At 41.5% G+C, this 16,601-nt stretch carries 16 protein-coding genes; 5 read left to right on the forward strand and 11 right to left on the reverse strand.

Annotated features, from left to right (window positions below):
- Window positions 1-2: 2 nt before the first annotated feature.
- The 3 genes from QL984_RS05465 to prlC all read right to left on the reverse strand — a co-directional run bounded on the left by QL984_RS05465 (window position 3) and on the right by prlC (window position 4,227).
- Window positions 3-758, reverse strand: a complete 756-nt coding sequence (locus tag QL984_RS05465) for a class I SAM-dependent methyltransferase (RefSeq protein ID WP_016900271.1) — start codon at window positions 756-758, stop codon at window positions 3-5.
- A 76-nt stretch (window positions 759-834) separates the two neighbouring features.
- Complete coding sequence (locus QL984_RS05470) at window positions 835-2,013, reverse strand: response regulator (protein WP_290172061.1); 1,179 nt, start codon at window positions 2,011-2,013, stop codon at window positions 835-837.
- 162 nt (window positions 2,014-2,175) lie between these two features.
- Window positions 2,176-4,227: an oligopeptidase A gene (prlC, locus tag QL984_RS05475; protein ID WP_290172062.1), complete on the reverse strand. Its 2,052-nt coding sequence runs from the start codon at window positions 4,225-4,227 to the stop codon at window positions 2,176-2,178.
- 252 nt (window positions 4,228-4,479) lie between these two features.
- Here prlC and gorA point away from each other — a divergent pair, with 252 nt between their 5' ends.
- Window positions 4,480-5,841, forward strand: a complete 1,362-nt coding sequence (gene gorA / locus QL984_RS05480; RefSeq protein ID WP_016900274.1) for a glutathione-disulfide reductase — start codon at window positions 4,480-4,482, stop codon at window positions 5,839-5,841.
- Window positions 5,842-6,303: 462 nt separating this feature from the next.
- On the opposite strand, the gene zapE is transcribed toward gorA, so the two are convergent.
- On the reverse strand, window positions 6,304-7,392 hold the full coding sequence (gene zapE / locus QL984_RS05485) for a cell division protein ZapE (RefSeq protein WP_128583715.1): 1,089 nt from the start codon (window positions 7,390-7,392) through the stop codon (window positions 6,304-6,306).
- 133 nt (window positions 7,393-7,525) lie between these two features.
- Between zapE and QL984_RS05490 the strand changes: the two genes are divergently transcribed.
- The 3 genes from QL984_RS05490 to QL984_RS05500 all read left to right on the forward strand — a co-directional run bounded on the left by QL984_RS05490 (window position 7,526) and on the right by QL984_RS05500 (window position 10,605).
- On the forward strand, window positions 7,526-7,960 hold the full coding sequence (locus tag QL984_RS05490; RefSeq protein WP_008115546.1) for a YhcB family protein: 435 nt from the start codon (window positions 7,526-7,528) through the stop codon (window positions 7,958-7,960).
- 122 nt (window positions 7,961-8,082) lie between these two features.
- A complete protein-coding gene (locus QL984_RS05495; protein WP_096038116.1) occupies window positions 8,083-9,435 on the forward strand; it encodes a Do family serine endopeptidase in 1,353 nt (450 codons plus the stop codon).
- Between the two features lie 87 nt (window positions 9,436-9,522).
- Entirely contained in the window at window positions 9,523-10,605 is a 1,083-nt protein-coding gene (locus tag QL984_RS05500) for a trypsin-like peptidase domain-containing protein (protein WP_013463993.1), read from the forward strand.
- Between the two features lie 91 nt (window positions 10,606-10,696).
- Here QL984_RS05500 and murA read toward each other — a convergent pair whose 3' ends face one another.
- From murA to QL984_RS05535, 7 genes are read right to left on the reverse strand one after another with little or no spacing between them, the layout of a single operon-like run.
- Window positions 10,697-11,956, reverse strand: coding sequence for a UDP-N-acetylglucosamine 1-carboxyvinyltransferase (gene murA, locus QL984_RS05505; RefSeq protein WP_008465122.1), 1,260 nt, complete (start codon window positions 11,954-11,956; stop codon window positions 10,697-10,699).
- A 14-nt stretch (window positions 11,957-11,970) separates the two neighbouring features.
- Complete coding sequence (locus tag QL984_RS05510) at window positions 11,971-12,228, reverse strand: BolA family protein (RefSeq protein ID WP_007378312.1); 258 nt, start codon at window positions 12,226-12,228, stop codon at window positions 11,971-11,973.
- A gap of 5 nt (window positions 12,229-12,233) precedes the next feature.
- Window positions 12,234-12,527, reverse strand: coding sequence for an STAS domain-containing protein (locus tag QL984_RS05515; RefSeq protein WP_008465119.1), 294 nt, complete (start codon window positions 12,525-12,527; stop codon window positions 12,234-12,236).
- Complete coding sequence (locus QL984_RS05520) at window positions 12,520-13,200, reverse strand: ABC transporter substrate-binding protein (RefSeq protein WP_036955842.1); 681 nt, start codon at window positions 13,198-13,200, stop codon at window positions 12,520-12,522. The genes QL984_RS05515 and QL984_RS05520 overlap by 8 nt, the downstream gene beginning before the upstream one ends.
- Before the next feature lie 5 nt (window positions 13,201-13,205).
- Complete coding sequence (gene mlaD / locus QL984_RS05525) at window positions 13,206-13,754, reverse strand: outer membrane lipid asymmetry maintenance protein MlaD (RefSeq protein ID WP_013463990.1); 549 nt, start codon at window positions 13,752-13,754, stop codon at window positions 13,206-13,208.
- A 14-nt stretch (window positions 13,755-13,768) separates the two neighbouring features.
- Window positions 13,769-14,548: a lipid asymmetry maintenance ABC transporter permease subunit MlaE gene (gene mlaE, locus QL984_RS05530; RefSeq protein ID WP_290157908.1), complete on the reverse strand. Its 780-nt coding sequence runs from the start codon at window positions 14,546-14,548 to the stop codon at window positions 13,769-13,771.
- On the reverse strand, window positions 14,548-15,363 hold the full coding sequence (locus QL984_RS05535; protein WP_138687163.1) for an ATP-binding cassette domain-containing protein: 816 nt from the start codon (window positions 15,361-15,363) through the stop codon (window positions 14,548-14,550). The genes mlaE and QL984_RS05535 overlap by 1 nt, the downstream gene beginning before the upstream one ends.
- A gap of 266 nt (window positions 15,364-15,629) precedes the next feature.
- Between QL984_RS05535 and QL984_RS05540 the strand changes: the two genes are divergently transcribed.
- Entirely contained in the window at window positions 15,630-16,598 is a 969-nt protein-coding gene (locus QL984_RS05540) for a calcium/sodium antiporter (protein ID WP_033104260.1), read from the forward strand.
- Window positions 16,599-16,601 lie beyond the last annotated feature (3 nt).

The raw sequence follows: 16,601 nt of genomic DNA on the forward strand, positions 1-16,601 counted from the left end.
ACCTAAACCATCGCGGCTTTTACATATACATCAAAGCGGTTCTTTTTAGTTTTGATTTGCATGCTTGGAGTTTTATCATTTAAAAATGGCGCATAATCGGGGCGTTTAACTACAACACGTTTGCTGGCAAGGGGGTAGGCAAACTCGAGTAAATCATCGGCGTCGGTATCGCCACCTACTAATTCTTGGAATACGCGCATTTCTTTTTTAACCAATGCTGATTTTTCACGGTGCGGAAACATTGGATCTAAATACACCACATCTGGCATGCTGTCACATTGAGTAAGTAAGGTGTGGCTTGAGCCAAATATTAAGCTCATATTTTGCTGCATCCATAGGCCAATTTCACTATCGTTATAAGCACGTTGTAAACCGTCATATAACAGTGCGGCAACCACGGGGTGGCGCTCATGCAAAATCACTTTACAGCCTAGCGAAGCTAAAACAAAACCATCACGTCCAAGCCCTGCGGTTGCATCGAGTACCACTGGCGTTGCGCCCTTATTAAGACCAACTGCTTTAGCAATTGATTGCCCTTTACCACCACCAAATTTACGCCTATGTGCAACGGCACCAGTTACAAAGTCTACGTTGATTGCACCTAGTTTAGGCTCATCAGTTTTATATAGGCTTAGCCCTTTATCATCGTAATGCAAACTAAAGCCACTGCTTTGCTCCGCCCATTGAGCAAGCCCAAAGCGTGCTTCTAACTCATTTAAATAAGGTCGACACTCTTTAAACGCACACTGTATAACCACTTCACACTCCGATGATAAATTTCACCGCTATTATACCCAAACAGCAGCAATATACGAAGTTCGCAAGGTGTATAGTTTAAAACAACTCAATATCGTTATTTTCACTCTCAGATTCTGGCTGCGCTTGTTGTTTACTTAGTTGTGTTTGAGTAATTAAGTCATCACGCTGTTGAGTAGTTGTTTTTAGTTGGTGCTTAATAAACGCTAAATCATTCGTGATTGCAACCAGCTGCTGTGATGTATGGCTAAGCTGAGTTATTTGCTCATTGAGCTGCGAAGCTGGTAAGTCATTTTGTGTTTGCATTAACGATTGGAGTTGCTCGAGCTGCTCTGTAAGCTGGCTAATCGCATTCGTTTGCATGGCGTTTTGATTTTTAAGCTGGGCAACAATATCTTTAAAAGCAAGGGTGAGCTCATTGTCGCGCATTAGTCGATATTGGTGCTGCTGTATAGTAACTACTTTTTCGTTAGTTACTTCTAAAATATGCGGAAATAAATCTTTATAGCGACCATACAGTGATGGCGTATCTATTGGCATATTTTTAATTAACAGTGAAATATTAGGGTAATTAATAATAGTACTATGACCAATATCAACAAAGCGCTCTGCATTTTTATGCTGCATGAGTAGCTCTTGCTCTAATGGGCATACGCCCGTCTCTTGGCTATAAAACACTCCCTGGTTATTTTGCCAAAAAACAACCACGACATTGAGATGTAATGGCGTAAAAAAGCCTAAAAAGTATTCACTTAATAGTTCTAAATTATCAGCATGGTAGCTTTGACAAACAAAGCGCATAATGCGTCCCATGTCACCGGTTTCAATCATCGCCATTTCAGCTGTTTTATTGGCCTTTGCTATATCATACTGCAGTGCTGCGCATTGCTTGCGGTACTGGTAAAGAATTTTAATGCGTGCCATCAGCTCCTGTGCGTTAAAAGGCTTTAAAATGTAGTCAGCCCCGCCAACACTAAACCCTTTAATACGTTCGGCCTGCCCCACTTTGGATGATAAAAACATTACCGGAATGTCTGTTGTGGCTTTATTTTGTTTAATACTTTGGCAGACCTCATAACCAGACATACCCGGCATTTCAACATCAAGCAAAATAATATCAGGGTTGTATTTATTTGCTTGTCTTATGCCATCTTCACCATTTTTGGCATGGATCACTTTACAAAACCCAGCTAAAGACTCTTCAATAATATGGTGCATTAATTTATCGTCATCAATTGCCAGTATTAACTTTGCCATGCGTTAGTCCCTTTTAGTACTTTGTTCAAAGCATAGTACGCTATGTTGAAACTACTAAAATTTATTCAAAATATTCTTTAACAACACTGTGTTTTAGGCAATAAAAAAGCGCCACTGGGGCGCTTTTGTAATTATATTTTAATCCGCAAAGGTCAATAGACCCTAAGCGGCAATGCCACTGTGGCGTAGTAGTGCGTCTACACTTGGCTCACGACCACGGAAGTTTTTAAACAATGTCATCGGCTCTTCGCTGCCGCCTTTTTCAAGAATGTGCTGCATAAACGCTTGGCCTGTTTGTGGATTAAAAATCCCCTCTTCTTCAAATTTAGAATAGGCGTCTGCCGAAAGTACTTCAGCCCATTTGTACGAGTAATAACCTGCACTATAACCGCCCGCAAAAATATGACTAAAGCCATGCTGAAAACGATTAAACGCTGGCGGCTTAATGACTGAGGTACGACTGCGTACATCATCAAGCACAGCTTGAATGTTACATGGTTTGTCTGCCACGTAATCGTGGTGGATTTTAAAATCAAATAACGAGAACTCAAGTTGTCTTAACATTTGCATACCTGAGTTATAATTTTTAGCCGCAAGTAGTTTGTCAAGCAACTCTTTAGGTAGTGGCTCACCGGTTTCGAAGTGACCTGAGATAAAGCTAAGCGCTTCTTCCTCGTAACACCAGTTTTCTAAAAACTGACTTGGCAACTCAACGGCATCCCATGCCACACCATTAATACCGGCAACGGGGGCTGCATCTACTTGGGTAAGCATATGATGAATGCCGTGACCAAACTCATGAAACAGTGTGGTTACTTCATTATGGGTAAACAAAGCAGGCTTATCGCCAATCGCTTTATTAAAATTACACACCAGGTAAGCAACTGGTGTTTGAAGTTCACCATTAGCGCGCACTTTACGACCCATACAGTCATCCATCCACGCACCACCACGCTTGTGATCGCGCGCATACAAATCTAAGTAAAAACGACCACGTAAAGTGTTATTGCTATCGTAAATTTCAAAAAAGCGTACATCTTTATGGTAGCTATCAAAATCAGCGACTTCTTTTACAGTAATACCAAATAGGCGATTAACCGTTTCAAATAAGCCACTGAGCACTTTATTTGCTGGGAAGTACGGGCGAAGAACTTCATCTGAAATCGCGTACTTTTCTTGCTTTAGTTTTTCACTGTAATAACCAAAATCCCACGCCTGCAGTTCACTAATACCGTGCTGTTGCTCTGCATATTGTTGCAGCTCTTTAAGTTCTTGCTCTGCTTGTGGTTTAGACTTAGTGGCTAAGTCTTCTAAAAATGAGAATACCTGCGCGGGTGATTCTGCCATTTTTGTAGCCAACGATTTTTCAGCGTAGTTATTAAAGCCAAGTAATTGTGCTAACTCATGACGCAGTGCCATCTCTTCACTCATGATCGCAGAGTTATCAAACTCTCCCGCATTAGGGCCTTGATCGGATGCACGGGTAGAAAACGCGGTGTATGTTTCTTTGCGAAGTTCACGATTATCTGCATAGGTCATAATCGGCAAATATGAAGGGAAATCTAGGGTAAATACCCAGCCGTCTAAGTCTTTACTTTTTGCCGTATCGGCCGCTAATGCAAGCGCTGATTCTGGTAAACCAGCCAATTGGCTTTCATCGGTAATATGCTTATGCCATGCAAGCGTGGCATCCATCACATTATTACCAAATTTTGAGGCAAGCTCTGATAAACGCGCACTAATTTCACCGTAGCGTTTTTGTTGCTCAGGATTTAACGCAATACCTGAAAGCTTAAAGTCACGTAATGCGTTAGTAATGGTTTTTTGCTGGGCAGTAGTGAGTGTTTTAAATTCGTCACTGTTATAAAGTGCGTTGTAAGCCTCATACAAACCTTGGTGCTGACCAACAAAAGTAGAGTATTCAGAAATAAGCGGTAAACATTGCTCGTAGGCTTCGCGAAGTTCATCATTGTTCATTACTGAGTTCAAATGCGATACCGGTGAAAACAATCGCGATAGTTTATCGTCAGCTTCTTCAAGGGGTAATACTAAACCTTCCCATGTGTATGATTGCTTTGCTAATACATCATTAATTGCACTGCGACAGTGCTCAATACCTTTTTTTAGTGCCGGGACAACATGCTCTGGCTTTATTTTTGAAAAAGGCGGTAAACCTTCAAGCCCGATTAGGGGATTAGTATGTGCATTGGTCATAGTGATTCTCGGTTTATGCAAAATATAAAAATTTAAGTTGGGGCAAAATACGTAAATACAAGGGCAAACCTGCTTTACTAGTTAACGAGTGTGTATCTGTAAATGATCACCTAGCAGCTTGATCTGAAATAGCATATCTTTCGTTTGATGAAAGATGTTTGATAGATTTTAGCAGCCCCGAACAAGTGACTTGCTCATCGCATATGCTATCATCGGCACAGAAAAGTTAAATTAATATTTAGAGGATTAAACATGGCTCAGCATTTTGATTACATTGCAATTGGTGGCGGTAGTGGTGGTATTGCATCAGCTAACCGTGCAGCAATGCGTGGCGCAAAAGTAGCATTAATTGAAGCTAAACACATGGGTGGCACCTGCGTAAATGTAGGGTGTGTTCCTAAAAAAGTAATGTGGCATGGCGCTCAAGTTGCTGAAGCAATTAATCTTTATGCTCCTGATTACGGTTTTGATGTTGAAGTTAATGGCTTTGACTGGTCAAAGCTAGTAGAAAGCCGTGAAGCCTATATTGGCCGCATTCACAAAGGCTATGATAATGGTTTAGCTAAAAATGGCGTAACTGTGATCAAAGGCTTTGCAAAATTTGTGGATAGTAAAACCGTTGAAGTAAATGGTGAGCATTACACTGCTGATCACATTTTAGTTGCCGTAGGCGGACGCCCTACTATTCCTAACATTCCAGGTGCTGAACACGGTATTGATTCAAACGGCTTTTTTGAGCTGAACGAACAACCTAAGCGTGTTGCCGTTGTTGGTGCCGGTTACATTGCCGTAGAAATTGCAGGTGTGCTGCACAGCCTAGGGACACAAACCCATTTATTTGTTCGTAAGAGCAAGCCGCTGCGCACCTTTGACCCATACATTATCGACACACTGGTTGATATTATGGCAAAAGAAGGCCCTACTCTGCACACTGAGTGTTCGCCAAAAGAGGTGGTAAAAGAGGCTGATGGCAGCTTAACTATTCATTTTGAAAACGGTTACAGCGAAAATGTTGATCAGGTTATTTGGGCGATTGGTCGTACACCTACAACCGATAAAATTAACCTTGCTGCAGCAGGCGTTGAAGTAAACGAAAGCGGCTATGTAAAAGTAGATGAATACCAAAATACCACGGCTAAGAATGTATACGCTGTGGGTGATATTATCGAAGGCGGCATTGAGCTTACACCAGTTGCTGTAAAAGCGGGTCGTACTCTATCGGAGCGTTTATTTAATAAAGAATTGCCGAACGATTTAAAAATGGACTACAGCCTAGTACCAACCGTGGTATTTAGCCATCCACCTATCGGCACCATTGGCTTAACTGAACAAGAGGCGATTTCTCAGTACGGCGAAGAAAATGTAAAAGTATATAAATCAAGCTTTGCGGCTATGTACACCGCAGTTACTCAGCATCGCCAAGCATGTAACATGATGCTTGTGTGTGCAGGCGATGATGAAAAAGTTGTGGGCTTACACGGTATCGGTTTCACCGTTGATGAAATGATTCAGGGCTTTGCTGTCGCCATGAAAATGGGCGCGACTAAAGCCGATTTTGATGCGGTTGTAGCACTTCACCCGACGGGTTCGGAAGAGTTTGTTACCATGAGATAAGCTCGAGGTTCGAGAAAATAAAAAAACCTTGCGGTTAACATCGCAAGGTTTTTTTATTTAGAAGTTAGGTGTTTTGCTCGAGACCCGTTGCCCGTAGCTCTTTACCTTTCGCTTTGACCTTTAAAAAAGACGCGGAATAAATCCGCTGCTACATGTGCGCGGCGTAAAGCCCCGCCGTTTAAGCCAAGCACTGTGCTTGGCTTAATCTCTGCCTAAAACCTTTGCCTTTAATCTCTTCCTCTGTGGACTCTGTGACCTCTGTGGTAAATGATGTTTTAATTTTTTTCACCACAGAGTGCACCGAGGCGCTGCACGCTACACAGAGAAGAAAATCTTGCGCAGGATAAAGCCTCCGGGTTCGAGGTTCGAGAAATGACCAACTTTACGCGGGGTAAACCCGCTGCTACGTAATCTCAACTCGTAGCCCGTAGCTCGCAGCCCGTTAACTCTAACCTTCGTATTTTAAGCTAAATGCTCTCTTGCTAAATACTCTAACGATTGCATTTCTTGCAGGCGACTCACACAACGTCTAAATTCAAAGTTTAAATTACCTTGTGTGTACAGCTCGGTAATGGGTTTTTCTGCAGAGATAATTAAGGTAACGTTACGCTCATAAAACTCATCTACCAACGCAATAAAACGCCTTGCTGCATCATCATTATTTTGTCCAAGCTGTTTTACGTTTGATAAAATCACCGTGTTATATAATCGGCTTATTTCCATGTAATCCACTTGGCTACGCGCGGTTTCACACAGTTCGCTAAATTCAAACATAACGATGCAATCAGACACCTTGCGGGTTTTGATCATCCGCCCTTCTATTTCAATTGGGGTGTCTACTTTACCGGCCTCAGGGGAGAGCTTATCAAAGTATTCAAATAGGTTTTTATCAGCTTGATCATCAAGCGGGCTGTGAAAAATTTCTGCTTGTTCCAGTGTACGTAACCGGTAATCAACACCGGAATCTACATTAACTATTTCAGTATGCTTATTCACTAAGGCAATAGCCGGTAAAAAACGAGCGCGTTGTAAGCCATTACGGTATAAATCATCAGGTATAATATTAGAGGTTGCAACTAACACAATACCACGAGCAAATAGCGCTTCCATTAAACCACCGAGCAGCATGGCATCGGTAATGTCTTGTACAAAAAACTCATCAAAACAAATTATGTCTGTTTCTGCTTTAAAAATATCGGCAACTGTTTCTAATGGGTTTGCTGTGTTGTTTAACTTTTTAAGCTCGTCGTGTACTCGGTGCATAAAACGGTGAAAATGCACTCGCATTTTTCTATCGCCCGGCAAAGCTTCGTAAAAAGTATCAACTAGGTAGGTTTTACCACGGCCTACGCCACCCCAAAAGTATAAACCTTTAATGGGAGCTGGCTCTGCTTTATTAAAAAGCTTTGCAAAAAAGCCTTTAGATTGTGGTTTTGCTTGTGTTAAATCGTCGTATAAACGCTGTAAATGACGAACTGCATTTTCTTGTGCTGCGTCATGTACAAAGTCATCGCGTTGAAGGTCTTGCTGGTATGTTTGCCAAGGAGTCATATCTATTTACAGTTAAAACACAGTTTAATTTGTAAAGCATATTAACACGCATCAATACTCAGGGTATATTAGACTTAGTATGAATTATTATTGAACTAAATTTTTTTAGTTATTTTCGCATAGAGGTGAATTTATGGGTACATTTACATGGGTAGGTTTAGTGATAGTGGTTGCTATTGCTGCATTTTTCGTTGGTGCCTTTGTCACTAAAAAACAATTTAAGCAAGATGAGTTAGAGCAACAAGCAGAGCAAGCTAAGCATTCGCTTGAGCAGTATCGTCAAGATGTTGCCGACCATTTAGCGAACACTGGTAAGTTAGTAAACAAAATGAAAGAAAACTACGACCAGTTATTAAGCCATGTTGAAGAAACCAATCAACTATTACTTGAAGACAGAAATAAAGCCCCTGCTGAACCGTTTTTCTCTAAAGAAACCACAGAGCAATTACAAGCGTCATTAAAAGAGCGTAGTTCGGATCGCTCAAACGCCGATGCTCAACCAGCTGATTATGTGTCGGGTAAATCAGGATTATTTGCTGGTGATGTGAATACTTCTAAAGCATCTTGATGAACTTTTTTTTGACCCCATAGTCTTTAGATATAACAGCTTTGTTGTTTTATCTTATTGATATACTTTTTTGAGGCTGCTTATTGCAGCCTTTTGCTTTTTAAGTGGAGTAAACCCTGACTATGAAAATGAAATTATCACTTATCAGTGCTGCTATTTTATCTACTAGCTTATTACTAAGTCCAGCCGCTTCGTTTGCTAAATTGCCGGTTGCCGTTAATGGTCAACAATTACCAACACTTGCCCCTATGCTTGAGCAAATTACCCCAGGTGTAGTGAGTATTCAGGTTTCAGGCTCTAAAGAGGTTCGCCGACGCGGTGACCCGCTCGATTTCTTTTTTGGCAACCCGCAGCCACGTAGCCAAAAGCGCCAGTTTAGTGGTTTAGGCTCAGGAGTTATTATTGATGCTGACAAAGGTTATGTCGTTACTAACAACCATGTAGTGCAAGACGCTGAAAAAATGGTGGTCACCCTTGAAGATGGCCGCGAATATGAAGCAACAAAAATTGGTAGCGATAAAGAGTCTGATATTGCGCTACTACAAATAGACGCAGATGAATTAACCGCAGTAAAGCTAGCTAACTCAGATGACTTACGTGTCGGTGATTTTGCCGTCGCAATTGGTAACCCTTTTGGTTTAAGCCACACGGTTACCTCAGGTATTGTTAGCGCATTAGGCCGCAGTGGCTTAAATATTGAGGGTTACGAAGATTTCATTCAAACCGATGCCGCGATAAACCAAGGTAACTCAGGTGGGGCTTTAGTTAATTTAAACGGTGAGCTGATTGGTATTAATACCGCTATTTTAGGTGCATCAGGCGGAAATGTGGGGATTGGCTTTGCTATTCCGTCAAATATGATGAAAAACCTAGTTGATCAAATTGTAGAGCATGGTGAAGTACGCCGTGGTTCGTTAGGTATTTCAGGCCGCCCTCTTGATGCAGGCCTTGCTAAAGCACAGCAGCTTGATGTTAAACAAGGGGCTTATGTTATGCAGGTAATGGATGACACCGCAGCCAGCAAAGCCGGTATTAAAGCAGGCGATGTGATTATTAGTATTAATGGTAGTGAAATTAGTGGCTTCCATGAACTACGCAGTAAAATTGCCACCTTAGGTGAGGGTCGTGAAGTACAGTTGGGGATTTACCGTGACGGTAAAGTTAAAAATGTGGAAGTAACCCTAGATGGTGCATCAGGCATTACCGCTGCGGGCGAAGAGTTACACCCAGCATTCCAAGGTGCAACGCTTGAAAACGTGAAGAAGAACAAAATGAAAGGGATTGAGGTGACCTCTGTAGACCCTCGTTCGCCATCAGCACGGGTTGGCCTTGAAGAAGGCGATGTTATTGTGCAAGTAAACCGTCAACGAGTAGAAAGCATTCGCGACATGAACAAAATTATCGAAGATATTCAAGGTAATATTGTGTTAGGTGTGAAACGCGGACGTGAATCTATTTTTGTATTAATTCAGTAATAATACAATAAAAGTAACAGCGGCACTTGCCGCTGTTATTTTTTTTGTGCCATCATAAAGGGATTGCTCACTAACAATAAGAATACCGTGCTAAAACTTCTAAAATTTGTACTTCCTCCTCTATTTGCCGGTTTAGGCATTGCTTTTTTAGTGGTTTTTTTTAGCCCTAACATGCGCACTGCATTGCTACCTAACGTGCCGCTACCCAGTGCAATGACTGCAAGTCATTTGAGCTTTTCTGACGCAGTTAAGCGCGCAGCGCCATCGGTTGTCACCATTTTTTCAGAAAGCATTTCTAAAGAGCCACGCTATAAACGCCAAAATACGGTGCAAGAGCTTGGTTCTGGAGTGATCATGTCACCTGACGGTTATATTTTGACTAATTACCATGTGATCAATAATGCCGATCAAATACTAGTTATTCTTACTGACGGCAGACGTTTTTTTGATGTGCAACTCATTGGCTTTGATACTATTACCGACTTAGCATTGTTAAAAATAAATGCCAATCACCTGCCTGTTATACCCGTTAACGATAACTACAGTTCGAGTGTAGGCGATTTAGTATTAGCCATCGGAAACCCACTTAACTTAGGGCAAACCATTACTCAGGGGATCATTAGCGCCACCGGTAAGCAAAAAATTACCGACAGTCCTTACAATAACTTACTGCAAATGGACGCTGCTATTAACGTAGGTAACTCTGGTGGTGCACTGGTAAATTCTAATGGCGATTTAGTAGGGATCACCTCTGCCCAGTTTAAAACCCGTGAAAACTTAAATATACAAGGGATCTTTTTTGCGGTGCCTTACACCTTGGCAAAAGAGGTAATGGGTAAGCTTATACGCCATGGTCGTGTTGTACGCGGCTATTTGGGCTTTGAAGGCACAGCGGTAGACAGTACAGGCAAAGAGGTCAATGATAGCTTAACGCCTGTTGCAGGCATGCGTATTACCAACCTAGACCCTTTAGGTCCTGCATGGCAGGCGGGTATAGAAGAGCAAGATATTGTGATTAAAATTGCTGGGCTTTCAGTGGCTAATCCACAAAATGTATTGAAAAAAATAGGCAGTACCGAACCGGGGAAAGAAATTGAATTTGAGCTTTACCGTAACGGTGAAATACAAAAAATAATGGTGAAAGTAGCAGAGCTCGAAACCAAGCTATAAAGCGCTTATTTATACTTTGGCATTAGACATAAAAAAACGCGATAGATCATCGCGTTTTTTATGGATTAGAATAATAATTGTATTAGTATAACTAATTGCTTTTGCGTTTGATGTTAGCACCTAGCGCACTAAGCTTATCTTCAATACGCTGATAACCTCTATCTACATGATAAATACGATCAACAACCGTTTCGCCTTGAGCCACAATCCCCGTTAGAATAAGACTCGCTGATGCACGAAGGTCAGTTGCCATTACTTGCGCACCCGATAAGCTTTTTGTTTCACCACAAAAGGCTGTATTGCCTTCTAAGCGAATATTAGCGCCCATCCGTTGAAGCTCAGGCACATGCATAAAACGATTTTCAAAAATAGTTTCGGTAATCGTCGCACTACCATTAGCCACCACATTTAATGCGGTAAACTGCGCTTGCATATCGGTTGGAAAACCTGGATGAGGCATAGTTTTAATATTCACCGCTTTAAGCTCTCGGCCTCGCATATCTAGGTAAATACTGTCATCGTGCACTTCTAATAACGCATTGGTTGCACGTAGTTTCTCTATTACAGGCTCAAGTGAATGAAAATCGGTCATTTTACATAGTACTTCGCCGCCAGCCATCGCTGCAGCCACTAAAAAGGTACCTGTTTCAATACGATCCGGTAATATACGGTGTTCACAACCTGATAAACGCTCAACCCCTTCAATCTCAATACGGCTTGAGCCCGCACCACTGATTTTAGCCCCCATAGCAATTAAGCAATTGGCTAAATCGATAATTTCTGGCTCGCGGGCAGCATTTTCTAGTACTGTTTTACCCTCGGCGAGCGTTGCCGCCATCAGTAAGTTTTCAGTAGCACCTACGCTGATCATTTCCATGAAAACTTCAGCGCCTTTTAAGCGACCATCTACTTTGGCATTAATATAACCGTTTTCAACGGTTATTTGAGCGCCCATACGCTCTAAGCCTTGAATATGAATATCAACTGGGCGTGCACCAATAGCACAGCCACCTGGCAAAGATACTTGTGCCTCACCAAATCGAGCGACTAAAGGGCCAAGTGCAAGCACTGACGCACGCATTTGCTTTACTAAGTCATAAGGCGCTAACGTGCTATTTACCGTTGCACCATCAATAATGAGTGAATCGCCCTGCCACTGAACATCAGCGCCTAACGTTTTCAGTAAGGCTTCGGTCGTGATGATATCGCGAAGATGTGGTACGTTAGTAAAAGTACTTTTGCCATCAGCTAATAAAGCTGCAAATAGAATCGGAAGAGCTGCGTTTTTAGCGCCAGAAATAGTTACTTCACCAGCCAGTGAAGTGCCACCTTGAATTACAAATTGATCCATCTAAGGGGCCTTATTTATTGCGGTAAAATGAATTTTTGCTCACGTTTCCACTCTGTCGGAGTAAAAGCGCGGATAGAAACAGCATGAATGGTACCGTCTGAAATAGTGTTCATTAATGGCCCATATACTAGCTGTTGCTTTTTAACACGACTTAATCCGTCAAAGCATTCACCGACAGCGATTACTTCATAATGACTGCCATTGGCTTTTACATGTACTTCAGCTAACTGAAGTTCGTCGCGTAATAATGTTTCGACTTGACTCGTTTCCATAACTCTCACTCAAATAGGGTTGTAACCTGGCCTAACTGCATAAGGTTTTGCAGTTGTTCAGGTGGGTTTTGCAATTCAAGGCGAATGCCTTGTTGCTTAAATTCTGTAAAAGAGTGAATTAACCAAGCTAAGCCGGCTGTGTCAACCCTTGTCACCTCACTTAGGTCAAAATAAAGGGTTTTATGCTCAGTTTGTCGCTTAGTGTTCAGAAGCCGTTCATTGCCAATTGAATTATGAGTCAATTCACCACTGACTCGTAGATGCTGTTCATCGACTTGGCTGATTGCCAATTTAGTCATTTGTGTCACTGCCTCTAAACTGAACCGGTAACTTACTTTTTTGCTCTAACAGGTCGCTAACGTGGTCAATACCTTGTTGGCGTAAAATGCCCTGAAGCTCACTTTGTTTTGCATCAAGTAAGCTAATGCCTTCAGCAATCATATCGTAAGCGCGCCATTCGCCACTTCTATCTTCACGTACTTTAAAATCAATTTTAATATCAGGCTTACCGGCTTCTACAATTTTGGTTTTTACCACCACCACATCTTTGCCTTTAAAAGGCTGCTCGGCAGCAAATTCAACTTGTTGATTAGTATACTGGGTAAAAACGCCAGCATAAGTGGCAACAAGGTACTCTCTAAACGCGCCAATAAAACGCTGAATATCTTCAATTGCTTTTGCTTTTTCTGCTTTGTTGGTAATGGCGCGTACCTTAGATACTTCGCTACCTAACACTCTCAGTGCAGCATATTTGTAGTCAATGTAGGGCATCAGTTCTTCTTCAACGATGACCCGTAAATGCTCTTTGTTAGTGGTTATTAACGGCTGGTCTTTGGTAATACGCTCAAAGGTATTATCAGCAACCTGACGTACCATTTTATTAGGATCAGTCAATTTCACTTCACCGGCATGTGCACTTTGTACTAGCGTGACAGTTACTAATGCGATACTTGCTAAAAATGTTTTCAACATAATAATTACTCACTACCTTGGTTGAATAAAAACTGGCCTATTAATTCTTCTAGTACCAATGCTGACTTGGTATCTGTAATAGAATCGCCGTTGGCTAATGCTTTACTTTGAACACCAAATAAATCGTCAATGGCTTGATCTTGTTCGCTGTTCGCTACATCTTCGCCTAAACATCGCTGTTTAGCTGAATCTGATGCGATAACGGGGTTAATTCCTAAATATTGTTCACCTAAAATACCCGAGGTTAAGATAGAGATGGAACTAGTGTCTGAAAAACGACACAAATACTGCGCATCAATGCTCATATTTACTACTGGTAAAAACTCTTGTGGATGCACATAAATTGACTCTACACGACCAATAACAACGCCGCCCACCTTAATGGGTGCACGTGTTTTTAATGATCCTATATTTTCAAACTTGGCGTTCAATGTGTAGGTTTCACCTGAGCCGCTAATACCCGAATTAGCCACTTTGAGCGCCAGCATTGAAAATGCCAAAATGCCCAATGCTACAAAAAAACCAACTAAAATTTCTAATTTCCGTGAATTCATTATTTAATACCCTATTAGCTGGTAAACATTACCGCTGTCAAAATAAAGTCAAAACCTAATACCGCTAGTGATGAGTGCACCACTGTCTCTGTTGTTGCCTTGCTGATCCCCTCTGATGTGGGAACACAGTCATACCCTTTGTAAAGCGCAATCCAGGTAACAACAATCGCAAATACGATACTTTTAATTAAACCGTTTAGTATGTCTTTTTCAAACGACACCTGAGATTGCATAATTGACCAGAAACTTCCCGTATCAACGCCTAGCCAATCAACCCCCACTAAATGAGCACCAATAATAGCTACAGCAGAAAAAATAAGTGCCAACATTGGCATACTAATCAAACCAGCCCAAAACCGTGGCGCTATAATTCGTCTAAGCGGGTCAATGGCCATCATCTCAAGCGATGATAACTGTTCGGTGGCTTTCATTAAGCCAATTTCAGCGGTTAACGCACTGCCTGCCCTACCGGCAAATAATAATGCGGTTACTACTGGCCCAAGTTCACGTAATAAACTGAGTGCCACTAAAGGGCCTAGGCTGTCTTCAGCGCCAAAATCAACTAAAACAGTATAGCCTTGCAGGGCTAATACCATGCCGATAAATAATCCCGACACAACAATAATCAACAGCGATTGTGAACCAACCATGTAAAGTTGGCGCACGAGTAAAGGTGTGCCTTTTTTAAAATTGGGTACATGCCATAACGCACTTGCCAGCATTTGGGTTGAACGCCCCAGTGCAGCAAATCGGCCCAGCGTTTTGTGGCCTATTTTTTGTAGTAAATCCAACATTACTGCTGCTCTCCTAACAGTTCATCTGCATAGGTTTGTGCTGGATAATGAAATGGCACTGGACCATCTGATAACCCTTTTAAAAACTGTTGAACAAGTGGTGATTCGTGCTCTCGCATCTGCTCTGGTGTACCACTGCCAATAACGCCTTGTTCAGCAATAATAATAACGTGGTCGGCAATACTCATTACTTCTGTCACATCGTGCGTGACAATTAAAGAAGATAAGCCAAGTACTTCGTTTAAAGATTTGATCAGCTTAACTAAAACCCCCATTGAAATAGGGTCTTGTCCTGCAAAAGGCTCATCATACATAATAAGTTCAGGATCAAGCGCTATAGAGCGAGCCAAAGCTGCACGACGTGCCATACCGCCAGATAACTCTGAAGGCATTAAATCTTTAGCACCACGTAAGCCAACAGCTTGTAGTTTCATTAATACCACTAAACGGATTAAATCTTCACTGAGTTGCGTGTGCTCTCGAATGGGGAATGCAATGTTATCGAACACCGACATATCAGTAAATAAGGCACCGCTTTGAAATAACATACTCATGCGTTTACGTGCCGCGTAGAGTTCTTTGCGCGACATAGCGACAATGCTGTCGTTTTTAAATAAAATATCACCGGAGTCTGGTTTAAGCTGACCACCTATTAGGCGTAGCATCGTGGTTTTGCCAATTCCGCTTGGCCCCATAATGGCAGTAATTTTACCCTCAGGTACGTCAAAGCTCATATTTTTATATATGACCCTATCGCCTCTAGAAAAGGTAACATCCTTGACTTCAACTATTGATTGCGACAAGTCGCTCTCCATAACAATACTCTCTCATATTTCTATTTTAAGGGTTTTTTAACCAATATGGAAAAAACAATTCGTAAGATTTTGTAATAGTGTCGCAAAAACAGTTATAAGATTGATTCAAGCAGCCTTAACTTTGGCTTAAAATTTCATATAAAAAGCGCCAAAGAATACTTAAAATAACCGTCTAATGTATTACACCTTATTCTTTTATTTATACTTTTATGGTGGCTTTTGTTACTATTCGCGCTATCTGAATTTACATTAATTGGCTTATCACAATGGTTACCTCGTTTGTCATTTTAATTCTTGGTTTTGCGGCTCTCGTATGGAGTGCAGACAGGTTTGTTTATGGTGCAGCAGCACTGGCTAAAAACTTTGGCGTGCCAACGCTAATTGTAGGTTTAACCGTGGTAGCTATGGGCTCTTCAGCGCCTGAAATGATGGTATCGGCTTCAGCAGCTTTGGCAAATAAAACCGATACTGCCGTGGGTAATGCAGTTGGTTCAAACATCACTAACATCTTATTAGTTTTAGGTATTACCGCCCTTTTAAGACCCTTATCAGTATCTTCAAGTACGTTAAAACGTGAAATTCCACTGGTACTGCTGGTCTCCATTGCAACTTGGTATATTTTTTCAGATAACTATTTTTCATTTTTTGAAGGTGCAGCCTTATTATTTGGCTTTGTTGTTTTTATTGGCGGACTTATTTTTGTCTCACTGCGAGCTAAAAACCAAGACGATCCGTTTGTGAGCGAAGCCTGTGACGAAGTACCTGACAATGTACCAACCAAAAAAGCTGTTTTTTGGCTGGTAGTGGGTATGATTTTACTGCCGGTTAGTTCACACTTTTTAGTTGGCTCAGCCGTTGATATCGCAAAATATTTTGGCTTAAGTGACTTGGTGATTGGTTTGACCATTATTGCTATAGGCACCAGCTTACCTGAACTTGCAGCTTCAATTGCAGGTGTACTTAAAAATGAAGATGACTTAGCGCTGGGTAACATAGTTGGTTCGAATATTTTTAATATTTTAGCGGTATTACCGCTGGCAGGATTAATTAATCCATCGGTTATTGACGCATCAGTAGCTAACCGTGATGTTATTATTATGATTGGCGCAACCTTGGCGCTAATTGCTATGTCATTGAACTTTAGAGGTCAAAGACGTATCAATAGAATAGAAGGTGGCTTGCTCATCGTCGCATTTATGATTTACCAAGGTTATATTTTTAGTCAAGTAGGATAGCCC

Source organism: Pseudoalteromonas sp. APC 3495, from assembly GCF_030407645.1.
Taxonomy (GTDB): domain Bacteria; phylum Pseudomonadota; class Gammaproteobacteria; order Enterobacterales; family Alteromonadaceae; genus Pseudoalteromonas; species Pseudoalteromonas tetraodonis.